The organism is Janthinobacterium sp. GW456P (assembly GCF_002127655.1).
Lineage (GTDB): Bacteria > Pseudomonadota > Gammaproteobacteria > Burkholderiales > Burkholderiaceae_D > Janthinobacterium.
Window position 1 is genome coordinate 47,877 of sequence record NZ_NEHB01000009.1, and the last position, 20,428, is coordinate 68,304.

The window sequence follows — 20,428 nt, forward strand, 5'->3', positions numbered from 1 at the left end:
CTGAAAAAAGCCGGGGTCGTACCCTGCAGGGTACGACCCCGGTATCTGTCCTTGGGGTTCCTTACTTCTTCGCCGCCTTCGGCTTTGCCGCTGGCGCCGCCTTTTCAGCCGCAGCCTGGGGGCCGGCCGTCGCTTTTTCCGTGGCCTGCGCCACTTGCGCGCTGGCCTTGGCGATCTGCTCTTCCACGGTCTTCACGGCTTGCTTGGTGGCCTTGGTCACTTGTTCGTAGCCGAGGAAGGCGTTGTCGATGGCGGCCTTGACGATGGCGACGGCGTTTTCCGAGCCTGGCGGCACGTTTTTCGTGACGTCGTAGATCAGGGCGCTCAGATTGCTTTTCGCTTCGGCCACATGGGCTTCGGCGGCCGTCGTGAATTCCGTGTGGATTTCCTTGATGATGTCGTCGAGTTGCTGTTTATACGCCTTCGCGCCGGCCACGCCCGGTTGCAGCTGGGCGGCGGCGGCGGCCATGGCGGCCTTCGGATCCTTGGCCTGGCTGATTTCCTTGCCGGCGGCAAGGCCATCCTCAATGCCGGACTTGGCGGTGGCCATGTTCAATGCCAGCACCTGTTCCACGCCTTGCACGGCCTTCGAGGTGAGGGTGTTGAAGGTCATCAGCTGGAATTCAAACAGGGCCTTGGTGGCCGTTGCGAATTGTTCGGGATTCGTAAACATGTGGTCTCCTCGGTTTGAATAGATACGTTCTTATCGTTCCATACTCTTTCGACGCCGCATTGCCATCGCTTGATCTCAAGCCGGTGCCCCGTGTGGTCATGGCCCCATTATTTAACAAGCGCCGGTTTTTCGCAACGGCTATCTTTGTACGGTCCCGAGGCCAGTTCCCAGCCAAATCCCAGGGTGGACTGGGCGCACGACAGGGTGCCGTCGATCTTGCTGCGCCATTGATACCAGGGCGCCGGTCCGGCCGAGGCGTACGCGCAAGCGGCCAGCAGGGCCGTGGCAATCAGGTATTTCATAGTTGCTCCGAAAGAATGGCTTGCGGGTATTGTAGCGCGCCTGCCGCTCAGGGCGCGGGCGATTGCGGCGCCGCGGCGGGCAGTTGCAGGGTGAAGGTGGTGCCGCTGGCGTCACCGGTGCTGCTGATGGCGTCGATATGGCCGCCCAGCACGCCCGTGACGATGTTGTGCGCCACGTGCAGGCCCAGGCCCGAGCCGCCGGAACCGAGCTTGGTCGTGAAGAAGGGGTCGTAGACGTGCACGAGATCGTCGGCGGCGATGCCCACGCCCGTGTCGGCGATGGACAGGGTGATCGTCTGCCCGTCGTCGCTGCCGTGCGCGGTGATGGCGATGTTGCCGCCGCTGCGGCCCTCGAAGGCATGGCGCAGACAGTTTTCCAGCAGGTTGCTCAGCACCTGGCCCAGCGGGCCGGGATAGCTGTCCATGGCCAGGCCCTCCGGCACGTCCTGCGTCAGGCTCAGGCCGGCGGCCTTGAGCTGCGTGCACAGGGGCAGCATCAGCTCGGCCACGAACTGGCGCAGCAGGAAGTGGCGGCGTTGCGAACTGGCGCGGTCGACGGCGATCTGCTTGAAGCTCGAAACGAGGTCGGCCGCGCGCTGCAGGTTGCGCAGCATGATGGCGTCGGCCTCGCTGGCCTGGGTCAGGTAGGCGCCCAGTTCGGAGCGGCGCAGGCCGTCGAGAAAGCTGGCCTGGATTTCGCGCGTGCGCTCGGCCATCGTGGTGGCCACCACCAGGCCGTTGCCGATCGGCGTATTGAGTTCATGCGCAATGCCGGCCACCAGCGCACCGAGCGCGGCCAGTTTGTCGCGCCGCACCAGTTCTTCCTGCGTGATGGACAGGTTTTCCAGCGCGGCGGCCAATTCGCGGTTCGTCTGCTCCGAGTGTTCCTTGGCCTGCGTCAGGGCCGCCGTGCGTTCGGCCACCAGCTCTTCCAGGTGGGCGCGGTGGCGCTGCAGCTCGCGTTCGTGGCGCATGCGGCCGATGGCGATGCCGGCCAGGTCGGTGGCCGTGTCGATCAGCTCCAGGTCGCGCGCATCGGGCTGGCGTACTTCGCGGTAGTACATGGCGAAGGAGCCGAGCACGGCGCCATCCTGGCCGAAAATGGGCTGCGACCAGCACGCGCGCAAGCCGAACGGCGCGGCCAGTTCGCGGTAGGGCGCCCACAGCGGATCGCGCATGATGTCGCTGACCACCACCGGTTCGCGCAGGAACATGGCGGTGCCGCAGGAACCCACCCCGGGGCCGATGGCCACGCCTTCTAGCAGGGCCATGTACTCGGTCGGCAGGCTGGGACCGGCCGCGCTGTGCATGTGGACGCCGTCGTCGTCGAGCAGCATGATGGAGCACAGCACGCCACGCGACTGGCCTTCGATCAAGAGCAGCAGCTGGTTCAGCGTGGGGATCAGGGGCGCGCCCTTGGCGACCATTTCCAGCAGGGCGCTCTGGCCCGAGCGCATCGCTTCGGCGAGATTGCGTTCAGTCAAGTCGATGATGCGCGCATGCACGAGCTGGCGGCCCGGCACGGACAGGCGCATCAGCCGGATTTCGCAGGCGATCGGGTGGCTGTCGCGGTGGCAGCAGCTGGCGCGGAAGACGACGATCTTGCCTTGCAGGGTATCGCGGATCTTTTCTTCCAGCAGTTGCGGCGAGGCGCGGCCATCGCTTTGATGCTGGGGGAACAGCGGTTCCATGCCGCCTTGCAGCAGCTCGGCCAGCGGCATGCCGAACAGTTCTTCGGCCAGGTGGTTGGCGTCGATCAGCAGGCGGTTGTCGATATCGAACAGCAGCACGGCGTCGGGCGAACCGGCCAGGATCGAGTGGTAATTGACTTCCAGCGTTTGCGGATGCAGGGGGCGCGGTGGCGTGGCGGCATGCGCTGCGGGCGCCTCGGCCTTGTGCAGCGCCAGTTCCATCAGGATCTTTTCCGCCACGTCGCGCGCATTGAAGGGCATCTTGATGTAGTCGGAAGCGCCGGCGCCCACGCTGCGGCCCTGTTCCTCGGCGCTGGGTGTGGCCGACATAAGCAGCAGGGGCACGCTGTGGCGTCCGCCAGCATTGCGCAGACGCATGCAGGTGGCGCCGATATTCGAACCCGCCAGGGCCGCGTCGAGCAGGATCAGGTCCGTGCCGCCGGCCGCCAGTTCCACGCCTTCGTCGATATCGCCCGCCAGCCCCGTGCCCAGGTTATGCCGGTCCAGCACATACAGCAGTTCGCGCACTTCATTCGGCGAATTGCTGACCAGCAGCACATTGGCCCGGTCGGTGATGGAAGAAATCAACTGATTCATGGTGTCGCGCCCTTACGCGGTTCATGGGCCTAGTATTACATCAAGGCAAGTAGGAGTAAACGATAATTCTTGATGATCAAAAGCAATCTGCTCAAGCTGCATTTTGCGCTGCCGGTGCCGCATCCAGGGCCGCGCGCGCCTGTTCGATGCGCGGGTAATTGTCTTCGATCCAGTCGACCAGCACGGCCAGGCGTTCGGCCGCCTCGCGTCCCAGCGGCGTGAGGCTGTATTCCACCTTGGGCGGGATCACCAGATACGCCTGGCGCAGCACGAAGCCGTCGCCCGCCAGCGCTTCCAGGGTTTGCGCCAGCATTTTTTCGCTGACGCCGCCCACTTCGCGGCGCAGTTCGCTGAAGCGCCGCGTGCCGCTCAGCAACAGTACCAGCACCAGCACGGCCCAGCGGCTGGTCAGGTGGCTGAGCACGGCGCGCGACGGGCAGGCAGCCGCTAGCAGATGCGCGCCCTGGTTCTGACGGGCGAGGGCGGCGCGCAGGCTGGCGCCGGGAGTGTCTGTGGGCATGATAGTTGGCCTTCAATGTGAGGGTAATTTATACTTACCAAAAGGTACGTACTTACAATAAGTAAGCAATAGTCCTATTATAGGGTTTTACCAGCCACCTTCCAAGGAGAAATCATGATCGTCATCACCGGCGCCACAGGCAATCTGGGCCAGCACGTCATCGCCAGCCTGCTCGCATCCGTTCCCGCAGCGAACATCATCGCCGCCGTGCGCAATCCGGCCAAGGCCGCCGACCTGGCAGCCAAGGGCGTGCAAGTGCGCCAGGCCGATTACAACGACGGCGCCAGCCTCGATGCGGCCTTCAAGGGCGCAACGAAAATTCTGCTGATTTCGTCAAGCGAAGTGGGCCAGCGCGCGCAGCAGCACCAGAACGTCATCGATGCGGCCAAGCGCGCCGGCGTTTCCCTGCTCGCTTATACCAGCGTCTTGCGTGCCGACACCACGCCGCTGGGCCTGGCCGCCGAGCATGTCGTCACGGAAGCGGCCATCCGCGCGTCCGGCCTGCCGTACACGTTCCTGCGCAACGGCTGGTACCTGGAAAACCATACGGAACACCTGGCGCCCGTGCTCGAGCATGGCGTCGTGCTGGGCGCGGCGCAAAACGGCCGTTTCTCGTCCGCCGCGCGCGCTGATTATGCCGCCGCCGCCGCTGCCGTGCTGGTCGCGGACCAGCCGCAAGCCATCTATGAACTCGCTGGCGACCACGGCTTTACCCTGGCCGAGTATGCGGCCGAAGTGGCGCGCCAGTCGGGCAAGGTGATCGTCTATAAAGACTTGCCGCAGGCGGACTTCAAGGCGGCGCTGGTGAGCGTGGGCGTGCCGGAAGGCTTTGCCGATTTGCTGGCCGATTCCGATGCGGGCGCGGCCAAGGGCGGCCTGGAGGACAACGGCAAGCAATTGAGCGCGCTGATTGGCCGTCCGACGACGCGCCTGCTTGACGCCGTGAAGGTGGCGCTGGCCAAATAAGGGGAGGGAGGGCGCCATGGCAACACATGGCGTTCTGCAATGAAAAAAGCCGCAAACTCGTGAAAGTTTGCGGCTTTTTTGCGAATTAGGTAATGGTGCCCACGAAGGGACTCGAACCCCTACACCCGAAGGCACATGGACCTGAACCATGCGCGTCTACCAATTCCGCCACGTGGGCACTGGAAGGGACTCGAACCCCTACACCCGAAGGCACATGGACCTGAACCATGCGCGTCTACCAATTCCGCCACGTGGGCATGATGCTGCTTTTGCTGCTTTCTTGCTGTCTGCTGCGTGTTCTGCAGCGACGGACAAAATAATAAGGGTTGGCGGCGATTCGGTCAATGAACATTTTGCTCTTTTCTTCAAGAAACCCCCTTTTCCGCTGAAAAAAGCCTTTCTCCTATGAGAAATGGCTGAAAACTGCCTGTTTTTTCAGCGTATTCAGCGTCGTTGCTGCAGTGCCAGCAGCATCAGTGCCAGACATAGCAGCGGGACGGTGCCCGGCGCCGGGATGGCGTTCGGGGCGATATCCCAGCCGATGGCATCGAGGGCGATCAAGTCGTTCCAGCGCAGGCGCAGCAATTCGCCGTATGCCACCGTCGGGTCCATGATGCCCAAATGCAAATTGTCGCGCCAGTGGCTGGCCTGGTCGCCATCGCCGTGATAGCTGCCGTTGGCAAACAGGGGCCCGCGCGTGGCACCGCGGTCGAGCGAGAAATACTTGTCGCGGTTGTCGGCCGTCCAGTCGATCACGCCGGCCGCGGCGCTTTCTGCCGAGTAGCGGAACAGGTCCAGTCCCGAGACGTAGGTAAATTCCGTGTCGTCATAGGGGCCGCCCAGCGGCGGCGAGTTGTAGTCGAGGATGTCGACGCCGCTGAGAAAGCCCAGTGCGTGGCCGATTTCATGCATGGCCACGCCGATGAAGTCGATGCTGCGGGCCTCGATGCCATTGCCGGGATCGAAATCGAAGTTGAAATCGCTGTTGAACTGGATAAAGCCATCGCAATTGCCGATGCAGCCGTCCAGCGATTGCGGCGGCGGTGCCAGGCCGACGGCCTTGGCTTCGGCATTGCTCAGGGATAAATACTGATTGTTGGCGTCGCCATTATTGTCGAGATAGGGCAGGGCGCTGCCGGGTCCGTTGGGATTGTTGGCCGTGCGGTTGATCAGCATGCCGAAGCTGTCTCCCGTTGGCAGGTAGGCCAGCGCCCGCTGGTCGACGGTGGATGTGGCGTCGGCGGCCAGGGTGCCGCGAAAGTCGCTGTAGCGGTAAAACGCTTCCGACGAGCCCGTTTGCCCCAGGATGTTGCCGCCCAGCGAATTGAAGCCCACCGTCAGCTCGATGGTGACATTGTCTTTCAGGACGCGCGACCAGCGCGTGGCGGCCGCCTGGAATCCCTGCTGCGCCTGCGGCGAAGTGCCGGGTACGTATTGCAGATTGAACAGGGGCGAGGCGATGGTGCTGGCGGGCAAGATCAGGGCAAGGACGGCGACGAGGCTTTTCATGACGGCGCTCCGGGAATGGCGATGCCATCCTGCAGGCAAGAAGCGTGCTCGGTTTTAAAATCAGGCACTTATATACCTGCAGGCAGAGGACTGTCAGAAATGCCGACAGTCCGGGCCGCACCATCCTTGCCCGGTGCTTAATCGGGCAGGGCGATGATTTGCGTGCCGATCTGCAATTGACGTCCGCTGGGCGCGGAGAGTACTGCCGTGGCGACGGCCTTGCAGCCAATATCGAGCACGACCAGGAATTCCGCCGTCAGCGCAGGCGAAGACTTGATAAAGGCCGCATGCTGCTGCATTTCCAGCGGCGGATTGGGAGCGCTGAAGCTGGTCAATTGCTCTTCATCGGCGCGCAGGGATTGCAGGCACAGCGTGGCCGTGCCGTTCTCGATGCTGGCGCGGCCATTCGGGTACAGGTGGAGCGCGTTAATGGCATGCATGTTCCACTCGAAGCTGCGCGCAGTTGCCGAGCTTAGCTGGTCGCGGACCACCACCACGTCGTGCCGGCGTGAGTACCATACCTGGCGTTTGGCCCTGCTCAAGTCGTTGCTATAGGCGGCGCCGGCATCGCCCTCCACGAAGTCCAGGTCCGGAGTGTGCGTGAAAGCCGTGATTTTGCCGTTCTTGTAGCGCATATCGTAGTGGCCCTCGATGAATTGGCCTTTGCCGCCGTCGAAGGTGATGGCATTGTGCGCGCGCGACTGGCGATACCAGCTCTTCGACAGTGGCGACGCGTAAGAGTCCTGGTAGCCCGCCTCAATCAGCAATGGTTTGCCGTCGCTGTTGATGACCAGGCTATTCTGGTCGCCATGGCTGTGGTTGAATGCGCCAAACGGGCTGGACTTGAAGTATACCGAGGTGCGCGCGGAATCGGCGATATCGCTGTGCATGGCGGCCCAGCCTATGCTGGGGAAGAGCATGGCGTTCGCTGGCGGCTCGGGGTCGACACTGTCAGCTGGCAGCGGATAGGATGCCTGCAGCAAGGTGATGGGGTTTTCCTGGGGGCCCGGCTGGCTGCTGTACCAGGCCGCCGCCGGCGTGGCTTGCCGCGCCACGTAAGCCTTGAGCAGCGCAGGGTCCGGTTTGCTTTCATGGACGTCGCCAAAGACGTGGCGCGGTGCGCCAGGCGGAATGAACTGCATGAAATAATTGGCAAAGCCGCGCGACCACGGCTTGTCGAACAGGTTCACGCCCGTCATTTCGGCCAGCGGCTGCCATAGTTGCAACTGGAGGTCGGTGGTGTACTGGCCGTAGGCCGAGCCATTGGCAAAGCCGCCTTCCGGTCCGCTCCACACATGGGTGATGTGAATGTATGAGCGTACGGCGAAGTCGAACCATGTTTGCGCCTGCGGCGTGGTGTCGAGCAGCAGGGTCGATGTCACTGCCAGGTAGCCCAGCGCCTCGACGCCATGCGAATCCATGGGCGACTGGTCCAGGCGTCCGCCAGCGACGGCAAGATCGGCGTAGATGGGCGTCAGGCGTTGCGCGGCGATCGCCAGCCAGTGCGCGCGGCGCGCAGCGTCGAGATCCAGCCACAGGAAGTCGGCGCCCTTGGCCAGCACCAGTGCGATCATGCGCGCTACCTGGTCCTGCCCCTGGTAGCTGGTGGGGCCGTTCGGGTTCAGGGCGGCAAGCTGGTCGCCGCGCACAATGGCTTCGTCCAGGTAGCGGCGCTCCTTGGTCAGGCGGAACAGTAGCGCCGCCGCCTCCATCTGTCGGATGACGCCGCCTGCCGCGTTGGCGATGCGTACGTACTGGCCGCTATCGTTGGGCGTGGTCCATAGACCGTCATGCACGGGAGCGATGGCTGTGGTATTGGTGTTGACCTCGTTGATCAGCCGGTTCAGATAGGGGCGGCGCTTGCTGTCCATGCCGGCACTCCAGGCGTTCGCCTGGGCAAAGCTGGCCGGCAGTTGGCGCGGGCGAGGGTGGGCCCGTACGGTTGCCGCCAGTTGGTTTGATTCGGGCACGACAAAGTCGCGTGTGCTGGCATCGATGACGAATGGGCGCCAGGCCGACCAGTCGCGCTGCGTGGACAGCGGGCTGACGCGCCACTGGTAGGTGCCTATTGGCAGGGTGGCCGACGGCAGCAGGAAGTTGCGGGAAACCGTGTGGCTGGTGGCGACGCCCCCGGCAGGCTGGATTTCGACGATGTACTGTGCGGGATAGCTTGCATGCCGCGGCCAAGCAAACGAAGGCGGGTTTTGCACCTGCAGCAGCACTTGTTCCGGCGCCGGCTTGACGATTTCCGGGCTGCTGGAGCGGGTGGTGACCCAGTCCGCCGCCTGGCTGCCGCAGGCGCCGAAGGCGAGGCAGAGCACAATCAGACGGACGGCGAAGGAAGACTTGTTGTTGAGAGGGGTGTACGGCATCGACTATCTCCAGAGTTGCTGTTGCCAGTTGCGCGAGGTGCGGCACGGGGAAGTGATACTGTACTATTAAATTGTCAATTAAGTTCATTTTTAATAACTTAATTGTGTTCCTGCCGAAAATGAAAAAAGCCGCAAACTCGTGAAAGTCTGCGGCTTTTTTGCGAATTTTGGTAATGGTGCCCACGAAGGGACTCGAACCCCTACACCCGAAGGCACATGGACCTGAACCATGCGCGTCTACCAATTCCGCCACGTGGGCACTGATGCTGCTTTGCTGCTTTCTTTGCGTGTTCTGCAGAGAAGGCAGGATCATAGAGGCTGCCAGCGTGGAGGTCAATGAAAAAATACGGAAAGCGGCAAATAAATGCGGGGCGGCCTCCGGCGGGGGGAGCTGCAATGAAAAAAGCCGCAAACTCGTGAAAGTTTGCGGCTTTTTTGCGAATTAGGTAATGGTGCCCACGAAGGGACTCGAACCCCTACACCCGAAGGCACATGGACCTGAACCATGCGCGTCTACCAATTCCGCCACGTGGGCACTGTTGCTTGCTACTTTTTACTGCTCGAGTACTTGTTGCAAAATAACTTTACAGCAATTCTGCTATTATAGCGACTTGAAGAGTTTTGCGCCAGATGAGCTTTCGCTCCATACTGCACATCAACCCTGTACCGCTTTCCTGCAAAACATTCCCGTGAAGGTTTGTCGCTGCAAGAGACCGAGATTATAGAGCAATATTTGCCGAAGTCAAATGCATTGCGCAGCTTTTCTCCTTTTTTTCATCGGCGGGGCACTTGTTCGGTTTCCGCTACGCTGTGCGTTAGGCAAACCAAGGCGTCCTCCGGTACACTACCGCACATCACCGTGTCAATATTGACGGTGATGTCATCGGTCTTTGTCTTCCGTTTGATCACTGTCAATAACAACTATAGAAATACTTTTGAGCCAAAATACCCACACCATCCCCAGCCGGGAGGACATTCTCGGCATATTCCGCAGCGTCAACGCGCCTCTCGACCCGCAGTCTCTCGGGAAAACGCTGCAAGTGCATGCCGATTCCATGGATGTCCTGGTCCGTCGCCTGAAGGCGATGGAGCGCGACGGCCAGCTCAAGTCTGACGCCAGCGGTGTTTTCAGCCTGGCCGACCAGAGCGCGCTTGTCGCCGGTCGCGTCATGAGCCACCGCGACGGCTTCGGTTTCGTCATTCCCGACGACGCCAGCGCCGACCTGTTCCTGCCTGAGAAAGAAATGCAGAAAGTACTGCATGGCGACAAGGTCATGGCCCGCATCGTCGGCACGGACCGCCGCGGCCGCCCGGAAGGCACGATCGTCGAAGTCACGCAGCGCGCCAATACCCACGTCATCGGCCGCCTGATCCAGGAAAACGGTACCTGGGTCGTGGCGCCGGAAGACCAGCGCATCGGCCAGGACATCCTGGTCACCGGTTCGGTGGGCAAGGCGAAGGCCGGCCAGATCGTCAGCGTCGAACTGACCGAGCAACCGATGCGCTTCAAGCAGCCGGTCGGCAAGATCGTCGAAGTACTGGGCGCCCTGGATGATCCCGGCATGGAAATCGAGATTGCCGTACGCAAATTCAACGTGCCGCACATCTTTTCCGCCGCCGCCCTCAAGCAAGCTGAAAAACTGCCATTCGAAGTGCGCGCCGCCGACCTGAAAGACCGGGTCGACCTGCGCGACGTGCCATTGGTGACCATCGACGGCGAAGACGCGCGCGATTTCGACGATGCCGTGTATTGCGAACCCGTCAAGGTCGGCCGCGCCAACTGCTTCCGCCTGATCGTGGCGATTGCCGACGTCAGCCATTACGTGAAGCCGAACGATGCGCTCGATATCGACGCGTTGGAGCGCAGCACGTCCGTCTACTTCCCGCGCCGCGTGATCCCGATGCTGCCGGAAAAACTGTCGAATGGCCTGTGCTCGCTCAATCCTGCCGTCGACCGCCTGACCCTCGTCTGCGACGCCGTCGTCAGCGACAAGGGCGAACTCAAGGCTTACCAGTTCTACCCGGCCGTGATCCACTCGGCCGCGCGCCTCACGTATGACGAAGTCGCTGCCGTGCTGGGCAACACCAAGGGACCCGAAGCGGCACGCCGCGCGGACATCCTGCGGCACCTGCAAAATCTGGAAGCCGTCTACCGCGCCTTGCTGAAAGCACGCACGGAGCGGGGCGCCATCGACTTCGAGACGACGGAAACGTATATCGTCTGCAATAGCGCCGGGAAGATCGAAAAGATCGTGCCCCGCACGCGCAACGAAGCGCACAAGATCATCGAAGAGTGCATGCTGGCGGCCAACGTCTGCGCGGCCGATCTGTTGCTGCGTAATAAGCATCCTGGCACCTACCGCATCCACGCCAGCCCGACCAAGGAAAAGCTCACGCAAGTGCGTACTTTCCTGAAACAGGTTGGCTTGAACCTGACGGGCGGCGACACGCCATCGGCATCCGATTACCAGACCCTGATGCAGCAGATCAAGCAGCGTCCCGATGCGGCCCTGCTGCAAACGATGCTGCTGCGCTCGATGCAGCAAGCCGTCTACAGCCCGGACAATATCGGCCACTTCGGCCTGGCCTACGAGGCGTATGCCCACTTCACCAGCCCGATCCGCCGCTATCCCGACCTGCTGACGCACCGCGCCATCAAGGCCATTTTGCAAGGCAAGAAATACGAGCCAAAACTGTCCGATAAAGTCGTTCTGAACACCAACGTGTCGAACGCCACGCGCAAGCAGCAGGCCAAGGACAAGGCCGACGGCAAGCCGAAGAAGACGGACCTGACCATCTGGGACGCGCTGGGCGTGCATTGCTCGGCCAACGAGCGCCGCGCCGACGAAGCGTCGCGCGACGTCGAGGCCTGGCTCAAGTGCTACTTCATGCAGGACAAATTGGGCGAAGAGTTCACCGGCACCATCACGGGCGTGACCACCTTCGGCGTGTTCGTGCAGCTCGACACCCTGTTTGTCGAAGGCCTGGTGCACGTCACCGAACTGGGCACCGATTACTTCCAGTACGACGATGCGCGCCATGAATTGCGCGGCGAACGCACGGGCAAGCGTTATCAATTGACCGACCGTTTGACGGTGCAAGTGGCGCGTGTCGACCTGGAAACGCGCAAGATCGACCTGCGCCTGGTCACCGATGCGGAACTGGCGGGCGACGAAGCGCCGGCCAAGCAGTCTGGCGGCAAGCGCAAGGGCGAAAAGAAATCCATGGTCAAGCCCGGTCCCGCGACCGAACAGCGCCATGAGATTAAAGCCAATGGCAACAACGGCGGCAAACCCGGCAATGGTTCCGGCGGCCGTTCCAACGGCGCCAAACCCGCTGCCAAGGAAGTCCCCAAGGCGGCAGCCCCCAAGGCCGCCGCGCCAAAGCGCAGCAAGAAACCAGCCGCGGCAGCCGCTGCGGCGGCACCACGAGCAGCAAAAACTGTATCAAAATCAAGCAAGAACAAGCGATAAAAGAAACGATAACAAATGAAGAATAAAATGATTTTCGGCTTCCACGCCGTCACTTCGCGTCTGCGTCATGAAGCGTCGTCCGTGGAAGAAATTTTCGTCGATGCCAGCCGCGTCGACGGCCGCATGAAGGACATGATCGCCGCCGCCAAGGCGGCCAACGTGCGCGTCATGCCCGTCGACTCCTCGCGCCTGGACAAGATCGTCGGCACGCGCCGCCATCAGGGCGTGATCGCGTTTGCCTCGCAACTGTCGCTGGCGCGCAATCTCGACGAGCTGCTGGACGCCATCGACGGCCCGCCGCTGCTGCTGATCCTCGACGGCATCACCGACCCGCACAACCTGGGCGCCTGCCTGCGCGTGGCCGACGGCGTCGGCGCACATGCCGTCATCGTGCCGAAGGACCGCGCCGTGGGCTTGAATGCCACGGCCGCCAAGGTCGCCAGCGGCGCCGCCGAAACCGTCCCGTACATCACCGTGACGAATCTGGCGCGCACCATGCGCGAACTGAAGGAACGCGGCATCTGGCTGATCGGCACGTCGGACGACGGCGAAAAAGGCTTGTACGAAGCCGATTTCACGGGCCCGACCGCCCTGGTCATGGGTTCCGAGGGCGAAGGCATGCGCCGTTTGACGCGCGACACCTGCGACATCCTCGTCAGCATCCCGATGTTCGGTTCCGTCGAGAGCCTGAACGTGTCGGTCGCTTCCGGCGTGTGCCTCTACGAAGCGCGCCGCCAGCGCATCGCTTTAGAAGCTTAAGAACGTCCTGCACGTTTTTTCCCGCTGCCAGAAAACCAGCCGCCGCCCTTGAGGCGGCGCTTGTTTATCTGCCTCTCCGGCAGCACGCCGCCGAATACGCTACCATTTGCGTTCCACCTTATCCATTTTCATTATGTTCCACCACCTGCGCGAAGACATCAACAGCATCATCGAACGTGACCCGGCCGCCCGCAACGGCTGGGAGGTGCTGACCTGTTATCCGGGCCTGCACGCCATCGTCATGCATGGCTGGGCGCACTGGTGCTGGACGCGGCGCATGAAGTGGGTGGGACGCTTCATTTCGTATATCGCCCGCATCATCACCGGCATCGAAATCCATCCGGGCGCCGTCATCGGCCGGCGCGTCTTCATCGACCATGGCTTCGGCGTGGTGATCGGCGAGACGGCCGTCGTCGGCGACGACTGCACCATCTACCAGGGCGTTACGTTGGGCGGCACCTCGCTGCACAGCGGCGCCAAGCGCCATCCGACCCTGGAGCGTGGCGTCATCGTCGGCGCCGGCGCGCAGGTGCTGGGCAGTTTTACCGTGGGCGAGTACGCCAAGGTGGGCTCGAACGCCGTGCTGCTCAAGCCCGTGCCATCCGGCGCCACGGCCGTCGGCAACCCCGCGCACATCGTGCAAAAGGATGTCAGCGCCTTGCGCGAAGGCAGCACGGCCCATTTGTTCGCCGCGTATGGCGTCACGCCCAATGGCGACGATCCGCTGTCGAAAGCCCTGCAGGGCCTGATCACGCACGCTGTGGCGCAGGAACAGCGCATCGAAACCATCCTCGCCACCCTGAAGGCGGCGGGCATCTGCTGCCAGGGCGTGCCCGAGTGTGATAAATTCGATTCCGAGCAAATGAACAAGCTGGTTGATTAAGGATACAGGCATGAACACTGATGTGACGGCAGGCGAAAAAAGTAATGACAATCCGAATCTGCTCGACCCGTTCGAGATCCGCGTGCTGGCCGTGCTGGCCGAAAAGGAGGCGCTGACGCCGGACAGCTACCCGCTGTCGCTCAACGCGCTGACGAACGGCTGCAATCAATTGTCGAGCCGCGATCCCGTCATGGCGCTGTCCGAAGAAACCGTCTACGACGTGCTGCAGCGCCTGATGCAGCGCAAGTTGGTCAATGGCATCACGCAGGCGGGCGCCAGGGTCGCCAAGTACGAACACCGCATGCGCATCAAGTGGTCGCTGGAACAGGATAAACTGGCCATTCTGACGATCCTGATGCTGCGCGGCCTGCAGACGGCAGGAGAACTGCGCAGCCGCAGCGGCCGCGTGCATGAATTCAAGTCCGTGGCGGAAGTGGAATCGGGCCTGCAATTTTTGATCGACAAATACCCGCCGCTGGTGGCGAAACTGGCCATCGCACCCGGCGCCAAGGAGCCGCGCTACGGCCATCTGCTGGGCGGCGAGGAAGCGCTGGCGCAGTTCGAGACGGCGGCCGGTTTCGCCGGCGCCGTCAGCGCGCCGCAGCAGGGCAGCCGTGTCGCCCAGCTGGAACAGGAAGTGCTGCAGTTGCGCAGCGACTTCGATGGCCTGGCGGCGCAGTTCGAGGCGTTCCGCAAGCAGTTCGAATAATTTCCGGGCACGCGCCTATCGTGCCTGCGGGTCGAAATACGCGGTCCAGGTCAGGCGGGAAGCGGCAAGGCCCTGCGCCTTGCCAAATTGCGCCATGGCCTTGCGCGGTTTTGCCAGTCCCGCCAGGGCCACCCCCAGGTTGTAATGGGTATGGCTGTCCGTCGAGCCCAGCTTGAGCGCCGTTTCCAGTACGTTGACGGCTTCCCTGTACTTGCCCTGGTCACACAGTACGGCGACCAGGCAAGTGATCAGGGCAGTGTCTTGCGGGGTTGCTTGCACGGCGTTGCGCAACACGGCTTCAGCTGCCGCCATGTGCGCATCCCACTGCCCGGCATCGCCTTCGGCCAGCGCGATATGCGCCTTGCTTGCGGCGATGGCGTTCATTGCCGGCTTAGCCAGGCCAGGCGGCGCAATTACTTCCGGTTTCATAATCGACGCCAGCCGTAACATCCCAGTCATCGGTGTCGTTCATTGTTCATTCCTGGTAAATAGTCCATCGATACTGAAAGAGTTCAGGCATGCCATGCCGGTGGCGCGATGCGTCCCGTCTGCCCATCTTGAGCTTATTTAGAATATCATCTTGCCGGAATGCCAAGCGCGCAGTTTCTCCAAGTAGCTATTTAGCATGCACCACCATAAACAATTCGAATAAGCGGTCTTCACGCATGACTTTTTCCTTCCTCTGCCGCTCCTGCGGCGAGACCCACACGGGCATGCCCAGCTTCGGCGCCGATGCGCCGTGGCTGTACCAACAGATAGCGCCCGCCGAGCGCGCAGCGCGCTGCCAGATGGACAGCGATGCCTGCGTCGTCGATGAGGCGTACTGCTTCGTGCGCGCCACCATCGACATTCCCGTGCATGGCACCGACGAGCCATTCAGCTGGGGCGTGTGGGTGTCGCTGAGCGGCGAGAGCTTCGATGCGTGGGATGCCTGTTTCAACGATAGCAAGCGCGCGCACATCGGCCCCTTCTTCGGCTGGCTCAGTACGCAGCTGCCCGGGTATCCCGATACCGTGAACCTGAAAACCCGCGTGCACCTGCGCGACGATGGCGTACGACCGGTGATCGAACTGGAACCGACCGGCCATCCGCTGGCCGTGGAACAGCGCGACGGCATCACGGCAGAGCGGGTGGCCGAGCTGTATGCGCGGCTGATGCATGGCAGCTGACCGCCCGCCAAGTGCCGCTGCCGAGCTCATCATGCCAAGCATGACGGCGGCCGTTGCGCCGCAAGAAAAGAAGGAGCGCAAGCGGGCCGCGTACGTGCAGGCGATCAACAAGGAAAAGCGCTGAGCTGCGGGCCAGTCTGCCTTGCAGTATGTAAAGTAGGTTCTTCCGATGGCCTGCAAGCCGCCCTCGGCAACGAATTGGATGCCATATGATGATGCGATCGGTATTGACCTTGCTGCTGGCGGCAGGGGTGTGTGACGTGCATGCGCAGGGCGACAGCGGCGCGGTGACGGCCCGCAAGGCGCGGGTTGAGAACGGCTTGCTGCAGCCCGTTGCCGTGCGCGGGGCGCCTGTCCATGCCATGCGGCTGACCGAGCGGATGCCGGCCCTGAACGTGCCGGGCGTGAGCATCGCCGTCATCAATGCCGGCGCGCTGGAATGGAGCGGCTCCTACGGCGTTGCGGACGCGCGGACGGGCCGCCCCGTCACCGCCGGCACGCTGTTTCAGGTAGCCTCGATCGGCAAGCCTGTGGCCGCCCTGGTGGCGGTGCGGCTCGCGGCCGAGGGAAAGATCGATCTTGATGAAGACGTCAACCGGCGGCTGCGCCAGTGGCAGGTGCCCGGCGCGCAGCCGGTCGTGACGGTCCGGGCGCTGCTCAGCCATACCGCAGGCATGCCAACATTCGGCCTGGCAGGCTACGGCAGCGATGCGCCGCAGCCGACGCTGCTGCAGGTATTGGCCGGCTCCCGCCCGGCGACGAATCCGCCCGTCACGGTAGACACCCCCGTGGGCGGCCGCTACGCGTATTCCAGCCTCGGCTATGTTGTGCTTGAGCAATATCTGAATGACGCGACTGGCCAGCCGTTCGGCGTCCTGGCCGGTGAAACGGTATTTGCTCCGCTCGGCATGCGCGATACGCTGTATGCGCAGTCGCTGCCGCCAGCGCTCGCCACGCGCGCCGCATCTGGCCATGCGGCGGACGGCAGCGTTGTAGCCGGAAACTGGCGCGCCTATCCGGAACTGGCCGCAGCGGGGCTATGGAGCACGGCCCATGACCTGGCGCTGTTTGCGCTCGCCGTCCAGCGTGCCGCATCGGGAGAGGATGGGCAGCTGATCACGCCGCAGCAGGCAAGGGCGATGCTGACGCCCGTGCGCGGCAGTTATGGCCTCGGCTTCGAGCTCGATCATGCGGCAGTTGAGCCGGCATTCCATCACAGCGGCTCGAATGCCGGCTACAAGGCGCTGCTGTTTGCGTATGCGCGTACGGGGCAGGGCGCGGTCATTCTCGCCAATGGGGATAACGGCTGGATGCTGATAGAAGAAATCGCGCGCAGCATTGCTGCCGAGTATGGATGGGAAGACTATCGCCAGAGGGAACGCGTTGCCGCCCAGCCGAATGCCGCGTTATTGGCCCGGTTTGCCGGTGATTTTGCCGTGTCCAACACGACGCTGCGCGTCAGCCACGAGAATGGCCGTCTGTATATCGCCGGGCCGCCGGTTGGTCCGGTGCCAGTGGAATTAATCCCGGCGGGGGACTACGATTACTTCATGCGTGAAAAGGATGTCACATTGCATTTCGATAACAGTGGCGACGGCCGGATCCAGACCCTCACCTTTGTCGATGGCCGGCCGCGCAAGGGTACGCGGCTTGCCGAGGCTGTGCCGCGCGTCGATTAGCGGACCAGGGCACAGGGCGACCGTGCGGCAGGCGCCGCGCAATTGCCGCATGCGCCATGTTGCTGCGGCCGCTCCCTGTCGGTCCGGCGCCGTTTCCGGTATCATTCGGCATGAATACTATTTCCTTCCAACCGTTTGTTATTGGTGTCGCTGGCGGAAGCGGCAGTGGCAAGTCCACCGTATCACAGCAGGTGCTGGCGTCGTTCGGCGCCGACATGGTCTCGGTCGTGATGCAGGACGATTACTACTGCGACCAGACCCATCTCTCCCCTGAAGTGCGGCGCCAGCAGAATTACGACCATCCGCAGGCGTTCGAATGGCCTTTGCTGGTGCAGCATATCCAGGCCTTGCGCAATGGCGAAGCGATCGAGATGCCCGAGTACGACTTCACGCTGCACAACCGCTCCAACAGGACCATTCCCGTCAAGCCGGCGCCGGTGATCGTCATCGAAGGCCTGTTTGCCCTGTATGACGAAGACTTGCGCAACATGATGTCGCTGAAGATCTTTGTCGACACCGCTTCCGACGTGCGCTTCATCCGCCGCATGCAACGCGATATCACCGAACGCGGCCGTTCCGTGGAAAGCGTCATCGAGCAGTATCTGGAAACGGTGCGCCCCATGCACAAGCAATTCATCGAACCGACCAAGCGCAATGCCGATGTGATCTTGCCGCACGGCGCCAACGGCCCCGCCGTCGACATGATCACGGCCAAGGTGGCCAGCGTGATCGGCCGGTTGACGCGGGCCTGATCCCCGCCGGTCCGCTGCGCGTATGCCGGGCCGGCATACGCGTGCAGGGCGCCGCCCAAATCCGCCCACGGAAGAGGGGGCTCAGCCTTCCTCGCGCCAGCGGCGCAGGCAGATGGCGGCGTAAATCAGCGCCGCGCCTGCCGCCGCACCCAGCCAGACGGCTGGCAAGGCCAGGCTGGACCAGGAATCGCTGAACACATCCGTGCGCATTGCGTGCGATCCGCCCTCTGCCAGCGCGTGCATGTGCGGCAGCAGGTCCGGCTCGAACAGATACCAGCTGCCGGGGAGGGTGCCCAGCAGGGCGCGCCCGATGACGTTCATCTGTATCCAGTCGACGCCGCTTTCCGTCTGCGTCAGCTTGCCGGCCCAGACGGTCAGGATGAGCAGCAGCAGCGGCACGCCGACGGCCCACAGGAAGACTTTCGACTTGGCCCAGCTCGATACCATCAGCAGCCAGCCGACCGTCGGCAAGGCCCACAGGCAATACACGGGCAGCAAGCCGAACACGCGCAGCGGTCCCAGATACAGGCCGGGCGTGGCGAGCAGTTCGGCAAACACGTGGATGCCATTGGCCGCCAGCACGCCGCTCAGGATCAGGATCAGGGCCAGCGAAGTCAGGCTGGCGGCGGCGGCCACGATCAGCGGCGCGACGAGCAAGGCGATGGCCGCTTTCGACAACACCGTCTGGGCATCCGAGATGGGCAGCGATTTCCAGAACAGTACGCTGCGGTCGCGGCGGTCTTCATGCAGGGCGCTCAGGCAATAGAAAAACACGAGAAAGCCCAGTGCCAGGAACAGCGGCGCGGCCGCGTACGTGTAGTTGTTGGCGACGGCGTCGATGATTTCCGTGCGGCGCGGGCCGAAGGTGCGGGTATTGAAGACCGTGCTCCAGGACACTTCTTCGCCATTGACGATCAGCGCCGTGCGCATCTTGGTCTTGGCGATGGTGGCTATCGTCATCAGGGCGCCCAGTACCGTCATGACGACGCCGATGAGGGCGGGCGTCCATACCAGCATGCCCTTGTGTTCCCACAATTCACGCCGGATCAGCCATTGCATCTTGTTTGCAGGGGAAATACTCATTGGTACGATCCTTTCATGGTCGCGACAAACAGGTCCGCCAGGCTGGGCGTGCGGACTTCGCCGAGGGCTGCCAGCTGGGTGCGGGCGACGCCGTCGAACAGCATCACCGACTTGCCGAACACGCTGCGTTCGCTGATCGGCTGCAGCGCGCGCGCCGGATTGACGTGCTGCGGGCCCACCATTACCTCGATGTAGCGCTCGCCCACCTCTTCCATGGTCGAGGCCAGTACGATCTTGCCGTCGCGAATGAACATCAGGTCGCTCAGGATGTGTTCCACTTCCTCGATCTGGTGCGTGGTGATGACGATGGTCTTGTTTTCATCGAAATAGTCTTGCAGCAGGTTCTGGTAGAACTGCTTGCGGTACAGAATGTCCAGCCCCAGGGTCGGCTCGTCGAGCACCAGCAGTTTGGCGTCGATGGCCATCACCAGCGCGAGGTGCAGCTGCACCACCATGCCTTTCGACATGGCCCTGACCTTCATCTTCGGCGCCAGCTTGGTGTGCGCCAGGTAGCGCTCGGCCTTGCTGCGGTCGAAACGTGGGTGCACGCCGGCGACGAAATCGATGGCGTCGGCCACGCGCAGCCAGCCCGGCAGGATGGCCACGTCGGCGATGAAGCATACGTCGTCCATCAGCGCGTCGCGCTGCACGCGCGGATCGCGCCCCAGTACCGACAGCTCGCCATCGAAGCCCGTCAGGCCCAGGATGGCTTTCAGGGTGGTGGTCTTGCCGGAGCCGTTCGGCCCGATCAAGCCGACGATGCGCCCCGGCGCGATATCGAAGCTGATGCCGTCGATGGCGACCTGTTTGCCATACTGCTTGCGCAAGCCGCGGGCGCTGATGACGCTGTCATTGTTCAATGCATTCATGCGCTCTCTCCGTGTGCGCCACTGTCGCGGCTCGCCTGCAGTAGTTGCTCGAGGTTAAGGTCCAGTTGCGTGATGCGTTCCAGCATCGCCGGCCATTCTTCGCGCATGAAGCGCTCGCGTTCACTGGCCAGCAATTTGTCGCGGGCGCCTTCCAAGACATACATACCGAGTCCTCTGCGTTTTTCCACCAGGGCATCGTCGACCAGTTCCTGGTAGGCGCGCGAAACCGTGATGGGATTCAATTGATAATCGGCCGCCACCTGGCGTACCGACGGCAGGGCGTCGCCGGACTGCAGCACGCCATCGAGCATCATGCCCACCACCCGGGCCTTGAGCTGGCGGTAGATTGGGCTATTGTCGTTCCATTCCGCGCTCATGGGATGCGCTCCCACAAGGGCGGGGCAGTGCGGCGCGTGAAAAAT

19 protein-coding genes and 3 tRNA genes are annotated in these 20,428 nt (G+C 62.8%); 9 read left to right on the forward strand and 13 right to left on the reverse strand.

Features of this window, described 5'->3' with window-relative positions; genetic code table 11:
• Positions 1-61: 61 nt before the first annotated feature.
• The 4 genes from phaP to CBW66_RS10295 form a co-directional block, all read right to left on the reverse strand.
• On the reverse strand, positions 62-673 hold the full coding sequence (gene phaP, locus CBW66_RS10280; RefSeq protein ID WP_086138293.1) for a TIGR01841 family phasin: 612 nt from the start codon (positions 671-673) through the stop codon (positions 62-64).
• A 107-nt stretch (positions 674-780) separates the two neighbouring features.
• Entirely contained in the window at positions 781-975 is a 195-nt protein-coding gene (locus CBW66_RS10285; protein ID WP_086138294.1) for a hypothetical protein, read from the reverse strand.
• A gap of 47 nt (positions 976-1,022) precedes the next feature.
• Positions 1,023-3,263, reverse strand: a complete 2,241-nt coding sequence (locus CBW66_RS10290) for an ATP-binding protein (RefSeq protein ID WP_086138295.1) — start codon at positions 3,261-3,263, stop codon at positions 1,023-1,025.
• A gap of 91 nt (positions 3,264-3,354) precedes the next feature.
• Positions 3,355-3,783: a helix-turn-helix domain-containing protein gene (locus CBW66_RS10295; protein ID WP_139841659.1), complete on the reverse strand. Its 429-nt coding sequence runs from the start codon at positions 3,781-3,783 to the stop codon at positions 3,355-3,357.
• Between the two features lie 114 nt (positions 3,784-3,897).
• On the opposite strand from CBW66_RS10295, the gene CBW66_RS10300 reads away from it, so the two are divergent.
• Entirely contained in the window at positions 3,898-4,749 is an 852-nt protein-coding gene (locus CBW66_RS10300) for an SDR family oxidoreductase (protein ID WP_086138296.1), read from the forward strand.
• Positions 4,750-4,842: 93 nt separating this feature from the next.
• On the opposite strand, the gene CBW66_RS10305 is transcribed toward CBW66_RS10300, so the two are convergent.
• Positions 4,843-4,927, reverse strand: a tRNA-Leu gene (locus CBW66_RS10305).
• 36 nt (positions 4,928-4,963) lie between these two features.
• Here CBW66_RS10305 and CBW66_RS28960 point away from each other — a divergent pair.
• Positions 4,964-5,158: a hypothetical protein gene (locus CBW66_RS28960; protein ID WP_172402968.1), complete on the forward strand. Its 195-nt coding sequence runs from the start codon at positions 4,964-4,966 to the stop codon at positions 5,156-5,158.
• Positions 5,159-5,193: 35 nt separating this feature from the next.
• Here CBW66_RS28960 and CBW66_RS10315 read toward each other — a convergent pair whose 3' ends face one another.
• From CBW66_RS10315 to CBW66_RS10330, 4 genes are all read right to left on the reverse strand, one after another.
• Positions 5,194-6,258, reverse strand: coding sequence for an NF038122 family metalloprotease (locus tag CBW66_RS10315; RefSeq protein WP_086138297.1), 1,065 nt, complete (start codon positions 6,256-6,258; stop codon positions 5,194-5,196).
• A gap of 137 nt (positions 6,259-6,395) precedes the next feature.
• A complete protein-coding gene (locus CBW66_RS10320) occupies positions 6,396-8,630 on the reverse strand; it encodes a heparinase II/III family protein (RefSeq protein ID WP_086138298.1) in 2,235 nt (744 codons plus the stop codon).
• A 174-nt stretch (positions 8,631-8,804) separates the two neighbouring features.
• Positions 8,805-8,889, reverse strand: a tRNA-Leu gene (locus CBW66_RS10325).
• Between the two features lie 191 nt (positions 8,890-9,080).
• Positions 9,081-9,165: transfer RNA gene (locus tag CBW66_RS10330), tRNA-Leu, on the reverse strand.
• Between the two features lie 400 nt (positions 9,166-9,565).
• Here CBW66_RS10330 and rnr point away from each other — a divergent pair.
• From rnr to CBW66_RS10350, 4 genes are all read left to right on the forward strand, one after another.
• On the forward strand, positions 9,566-12,103 hold the full coding sequence (rnr, locus tag CBW66_RS10335; RefSeq protein ID WP_086138299.1) for a ribonuclease R: 2,538 nt from the start codon (positions 9,566-9,568) through the stop codon (positions 12,101-12,103).
• Between the two features lie 15 nt (positions 12,104-12,118).
• Positions 12,119-12,862, forward strand: coding sequence for a 23S rRNA (guanosine(2251)-2'-O)-methyltransferase RlmB (gene rlmB / locus CBW66_RS10340; RefSeq protein WP_034756912.1), 744 nt, complete (start codon positions 12,119-12,121; stop codon positions 12,860-12,862).
• A gap of 133 nt (positions 12,863-12,995) precedes the next feature.
• Complete coding sequence (cysE, locus tag CBW66_RS10345; protein ID WP_034756915.1) at positions 12,996-13,745, forward strand: serine O-acetyltransferase; 750 nt, start codon at positions 12,996-12,998, stop codon at positions 13,743-13,745.
• A gap of 10 nt (positions 13,746-13,755) precedes the next feature.
• The gene (locus CBW66_RS10350) at positions 13,756-14,454 is read left to right on the forward strand and encodes a YceH family protein (protein WP_086138300.1); all 699 of its coding nucleotides are present in this window, start codon (positions 13,756-13,758) and stop codon (positions 14,452-14,454) included.
• A 15-nt stretch (positions 14,455-14,469) separates the two neighbouring features.
• Here the strand turns inward: CBW66_RS10350 and CBW66_RS10355 are convergent, their stop codons facing one another.
• Positions 14,470-14,883: a tetratricopeptide repeat protein gene (locus tag CBW66_RS10355; protein ID WP_205701120.1), complete on the reverse strand. Its 414-nt coding sequence runs from the start codon at positions 14,881-14,883 to the stop codon at positions 14,470-14,472.
• Between the two features lie 236 nt (positions 14,884-15,119).
• On the opposite strand from CBW66_RS10355, the gene CBW66_RS10360 reads away from it, so the two are divergent.
• From CBW66_RS10360 to udk, 3 genes are all read left to right on the forward strand, one after another.
• Complete coding sequence (locus CBW66_RS10360) at positions 15,120-15,623, forward strand: DUF2199 domain-containing protein (RefSeq protein WP_086138301.1); 504 nt, start codon at positions 15,120-15,122, stop codon at positions 15,621-15,623.
• A gap of 209 nt (positions 15,624-15,832) precedes the next feature.
• Positions 15,833-17,302, forward strand: coding sequence for a serine hydrolase (locus CBW66_RS10365; protein WP_086138302.1), 1,470 nt, complete (start codon positions 15,833-15,835; stop codon positions 17,300-17,302).
• A 110-nt stretch (positions 17,303-17,412) separates the two neighbouring features.
• Positions 17,413-18,054: a uridine kinase gene (gene udk / locus CBW66_RS10370; protein ID WP_086138389.1), complete on the forward strand. Its 642-nt coding sequence runs from the start codon at positions 17,413-17,415 to the stop codon at positions 18,052-18,054.
• An 81-nt stretch (positions 18,055-18,135) separates the two neighbouring features.
• Here udk and CBW66_RS10375 read toward each other — a convergent pair whose 3' ends face one another.
• From CBW66_RS10375 to CBW66_RS10385, 3 genes are read right to left on the reverse strand one after another with little or no spacing between them, the layout of a single operon-like run.
• The gene (locus tag CBW66_RS10375; protein WP_086138303.1) at positions 18,136-19,137 is read right to left on the reverse strand and encodes a hypothetical protein; all 1,002 of its coding nucleotides are present in this window, start codon (positions 19,135-19,137) and stop codon (positions 18,136-18,138) included.
• Positions 19,134-20,006 carry an ABC transporter ATP-binding protein gene (locus CBW66_RS10380; protein ID WP_086138304.1) on the reverse strand — a complete coding sequence of 291 codons (873 nt, stop codon included), beginning with the start codon at positions 20,004-20,006 and terminating at the stop codon, positions 19,134-19,136. Before CBW66_RS10380 ends, CBW66_RS10375 begins: the two co-directional genes overlap by 4 nt.
• Complete coding sequence (locus CBW66_RS10385; RefSeq protein WP_086138305.1) at positions 20,003-20,383, reverse strand: GntR family transcriptional regulator; 381 nt, start codon at positions 20,381-20,383, stop codon at positions 20,003-20,005. The genes CBW66_RS10380 and CBW66_RS10385 overlap by 4 nt, the downstream gene beginning before the upstream one ends.
• Positions 20,384-20,428 lie beyond the last annotated feature (45 nt).

Coding starts and splice junctions, on each gene's coding strand:
- phaP (WP_086138293.1), bottom strand. CDS start 673: ATGTTTACGAATCCCGAACAATTCGCAACGGCCACCAAGGCCCTGTTT.
- CBW66_RS10285 (WP_086138294.1), bottom strand. CDS start 975: ATGAAATACCTGATTGCCACGGCCCTGCTGGCCGCTTGCGCGTACGCC.
- CBW66_RS10290 (WP_086138295.1), bottom strand. CDS start 3,263: ATGAATCAGTTGATTTCTTCCATCACCGACCGGGCCAATGTGCTGCTG.
- CBW66_RS10295 (WP_139841659.1), bottom strand. CDS start 3,783: ATGCCCACAGACACTCCCGGCGCCAGCCTGCGCGCCGCCCTCGCCCGT.
- CBW66_RS10300 (WP_086138296.1), top strand. CDS start 3,898: ATGATCGTCATCACCGGCGCCACAGGCAATCTGGGCCAGCACGTCATC.
- CBW66_RS28960 (WP_172402968.1), top strand. CDS start 4,964: ATGGACCTGAACCATGCGCGTCTACCAATTCCGCCACGTGGGCATGAT.
- CBW66_RS10315 (WP_086138297.1), bottom strand. CDS start 6,258: ATGAAAAGCCTCGTCGCCGTCCTTGCCCTGATCTTGCCCGCCAGCACC.
- CBW66_RS10320 (WP_086138298.1), bottom strand. CDS start 8,630: ATGCCGTACACCCCTCTCAACAACAAGTCTTCCTTCGCCGTCCGTCTG.
- rlmB (WP_034756912.1), top strand. CDS start 12,119: ATGAAGAATAAAATGATTTTCGGCTTCCACGCCGTCACTTCGCGTCTG.
- cysE (WP_034756915.1), top strand. CDS start 12,996: ATGTTCCACCACCTGCGCGAAGACATCAACAGCATCATCGAACGTGAC.
- CBW66_RS10350 (WP_086138300.1), top strand. CDS start 13,756: ATGAACACTGATGTGACGGCAGGCGAAAAAAGTAATGACAATCCGAAT.
- CBW66_RS10355 (WP_205701120.1), bottom strand. CDS start 14,883: ATGAAACCGGAAGTAATTGCGCCGCCTGGCCTGGCTAAGCCGGCAATG.
- CBW66_RS10360 (WP_086138301.1), top strand. CDS start 15,120: ATGACTTTTTCCTTCCTCTGCCGCTCCTGCGGCGAGACCCACACGGGC.
- CBW66_RS10365 (WP_086138302.1), top strand. CDS start 15,833: ATGATGATGCGATCGGTATTGACCTTGCTGCTGGCGGCAGGGGTGTGT.
- udk (WP_086138389.1), top strand. CDS start 17,413: ATGAATACTATTTCCTTCCAACCGTTTGTTATTGGTGTCGCTGGCGGA.
- CBW66_RS10375 (WP_086138303.1), bottom strand. CDS start 19,137: ATGAGTATTTCCCCTGCAAACAAGATGCAATGGCTGATCCGGCGTGAA.
- CBW66_RS10380 (WP_086138304.1), bottom strand. CDS start 20,006: ATGAATGCATTGAACAATGACAGCGTCATCAGCGCCCGCGGCTTGCGC.
- CBW66_RS10385 (WP_086138305.1), bottom strand. CDS start 20,383: ATGAGCGCGGAATGGAACGACAATAGCCCAATCTACCGCCAGCTCAAG.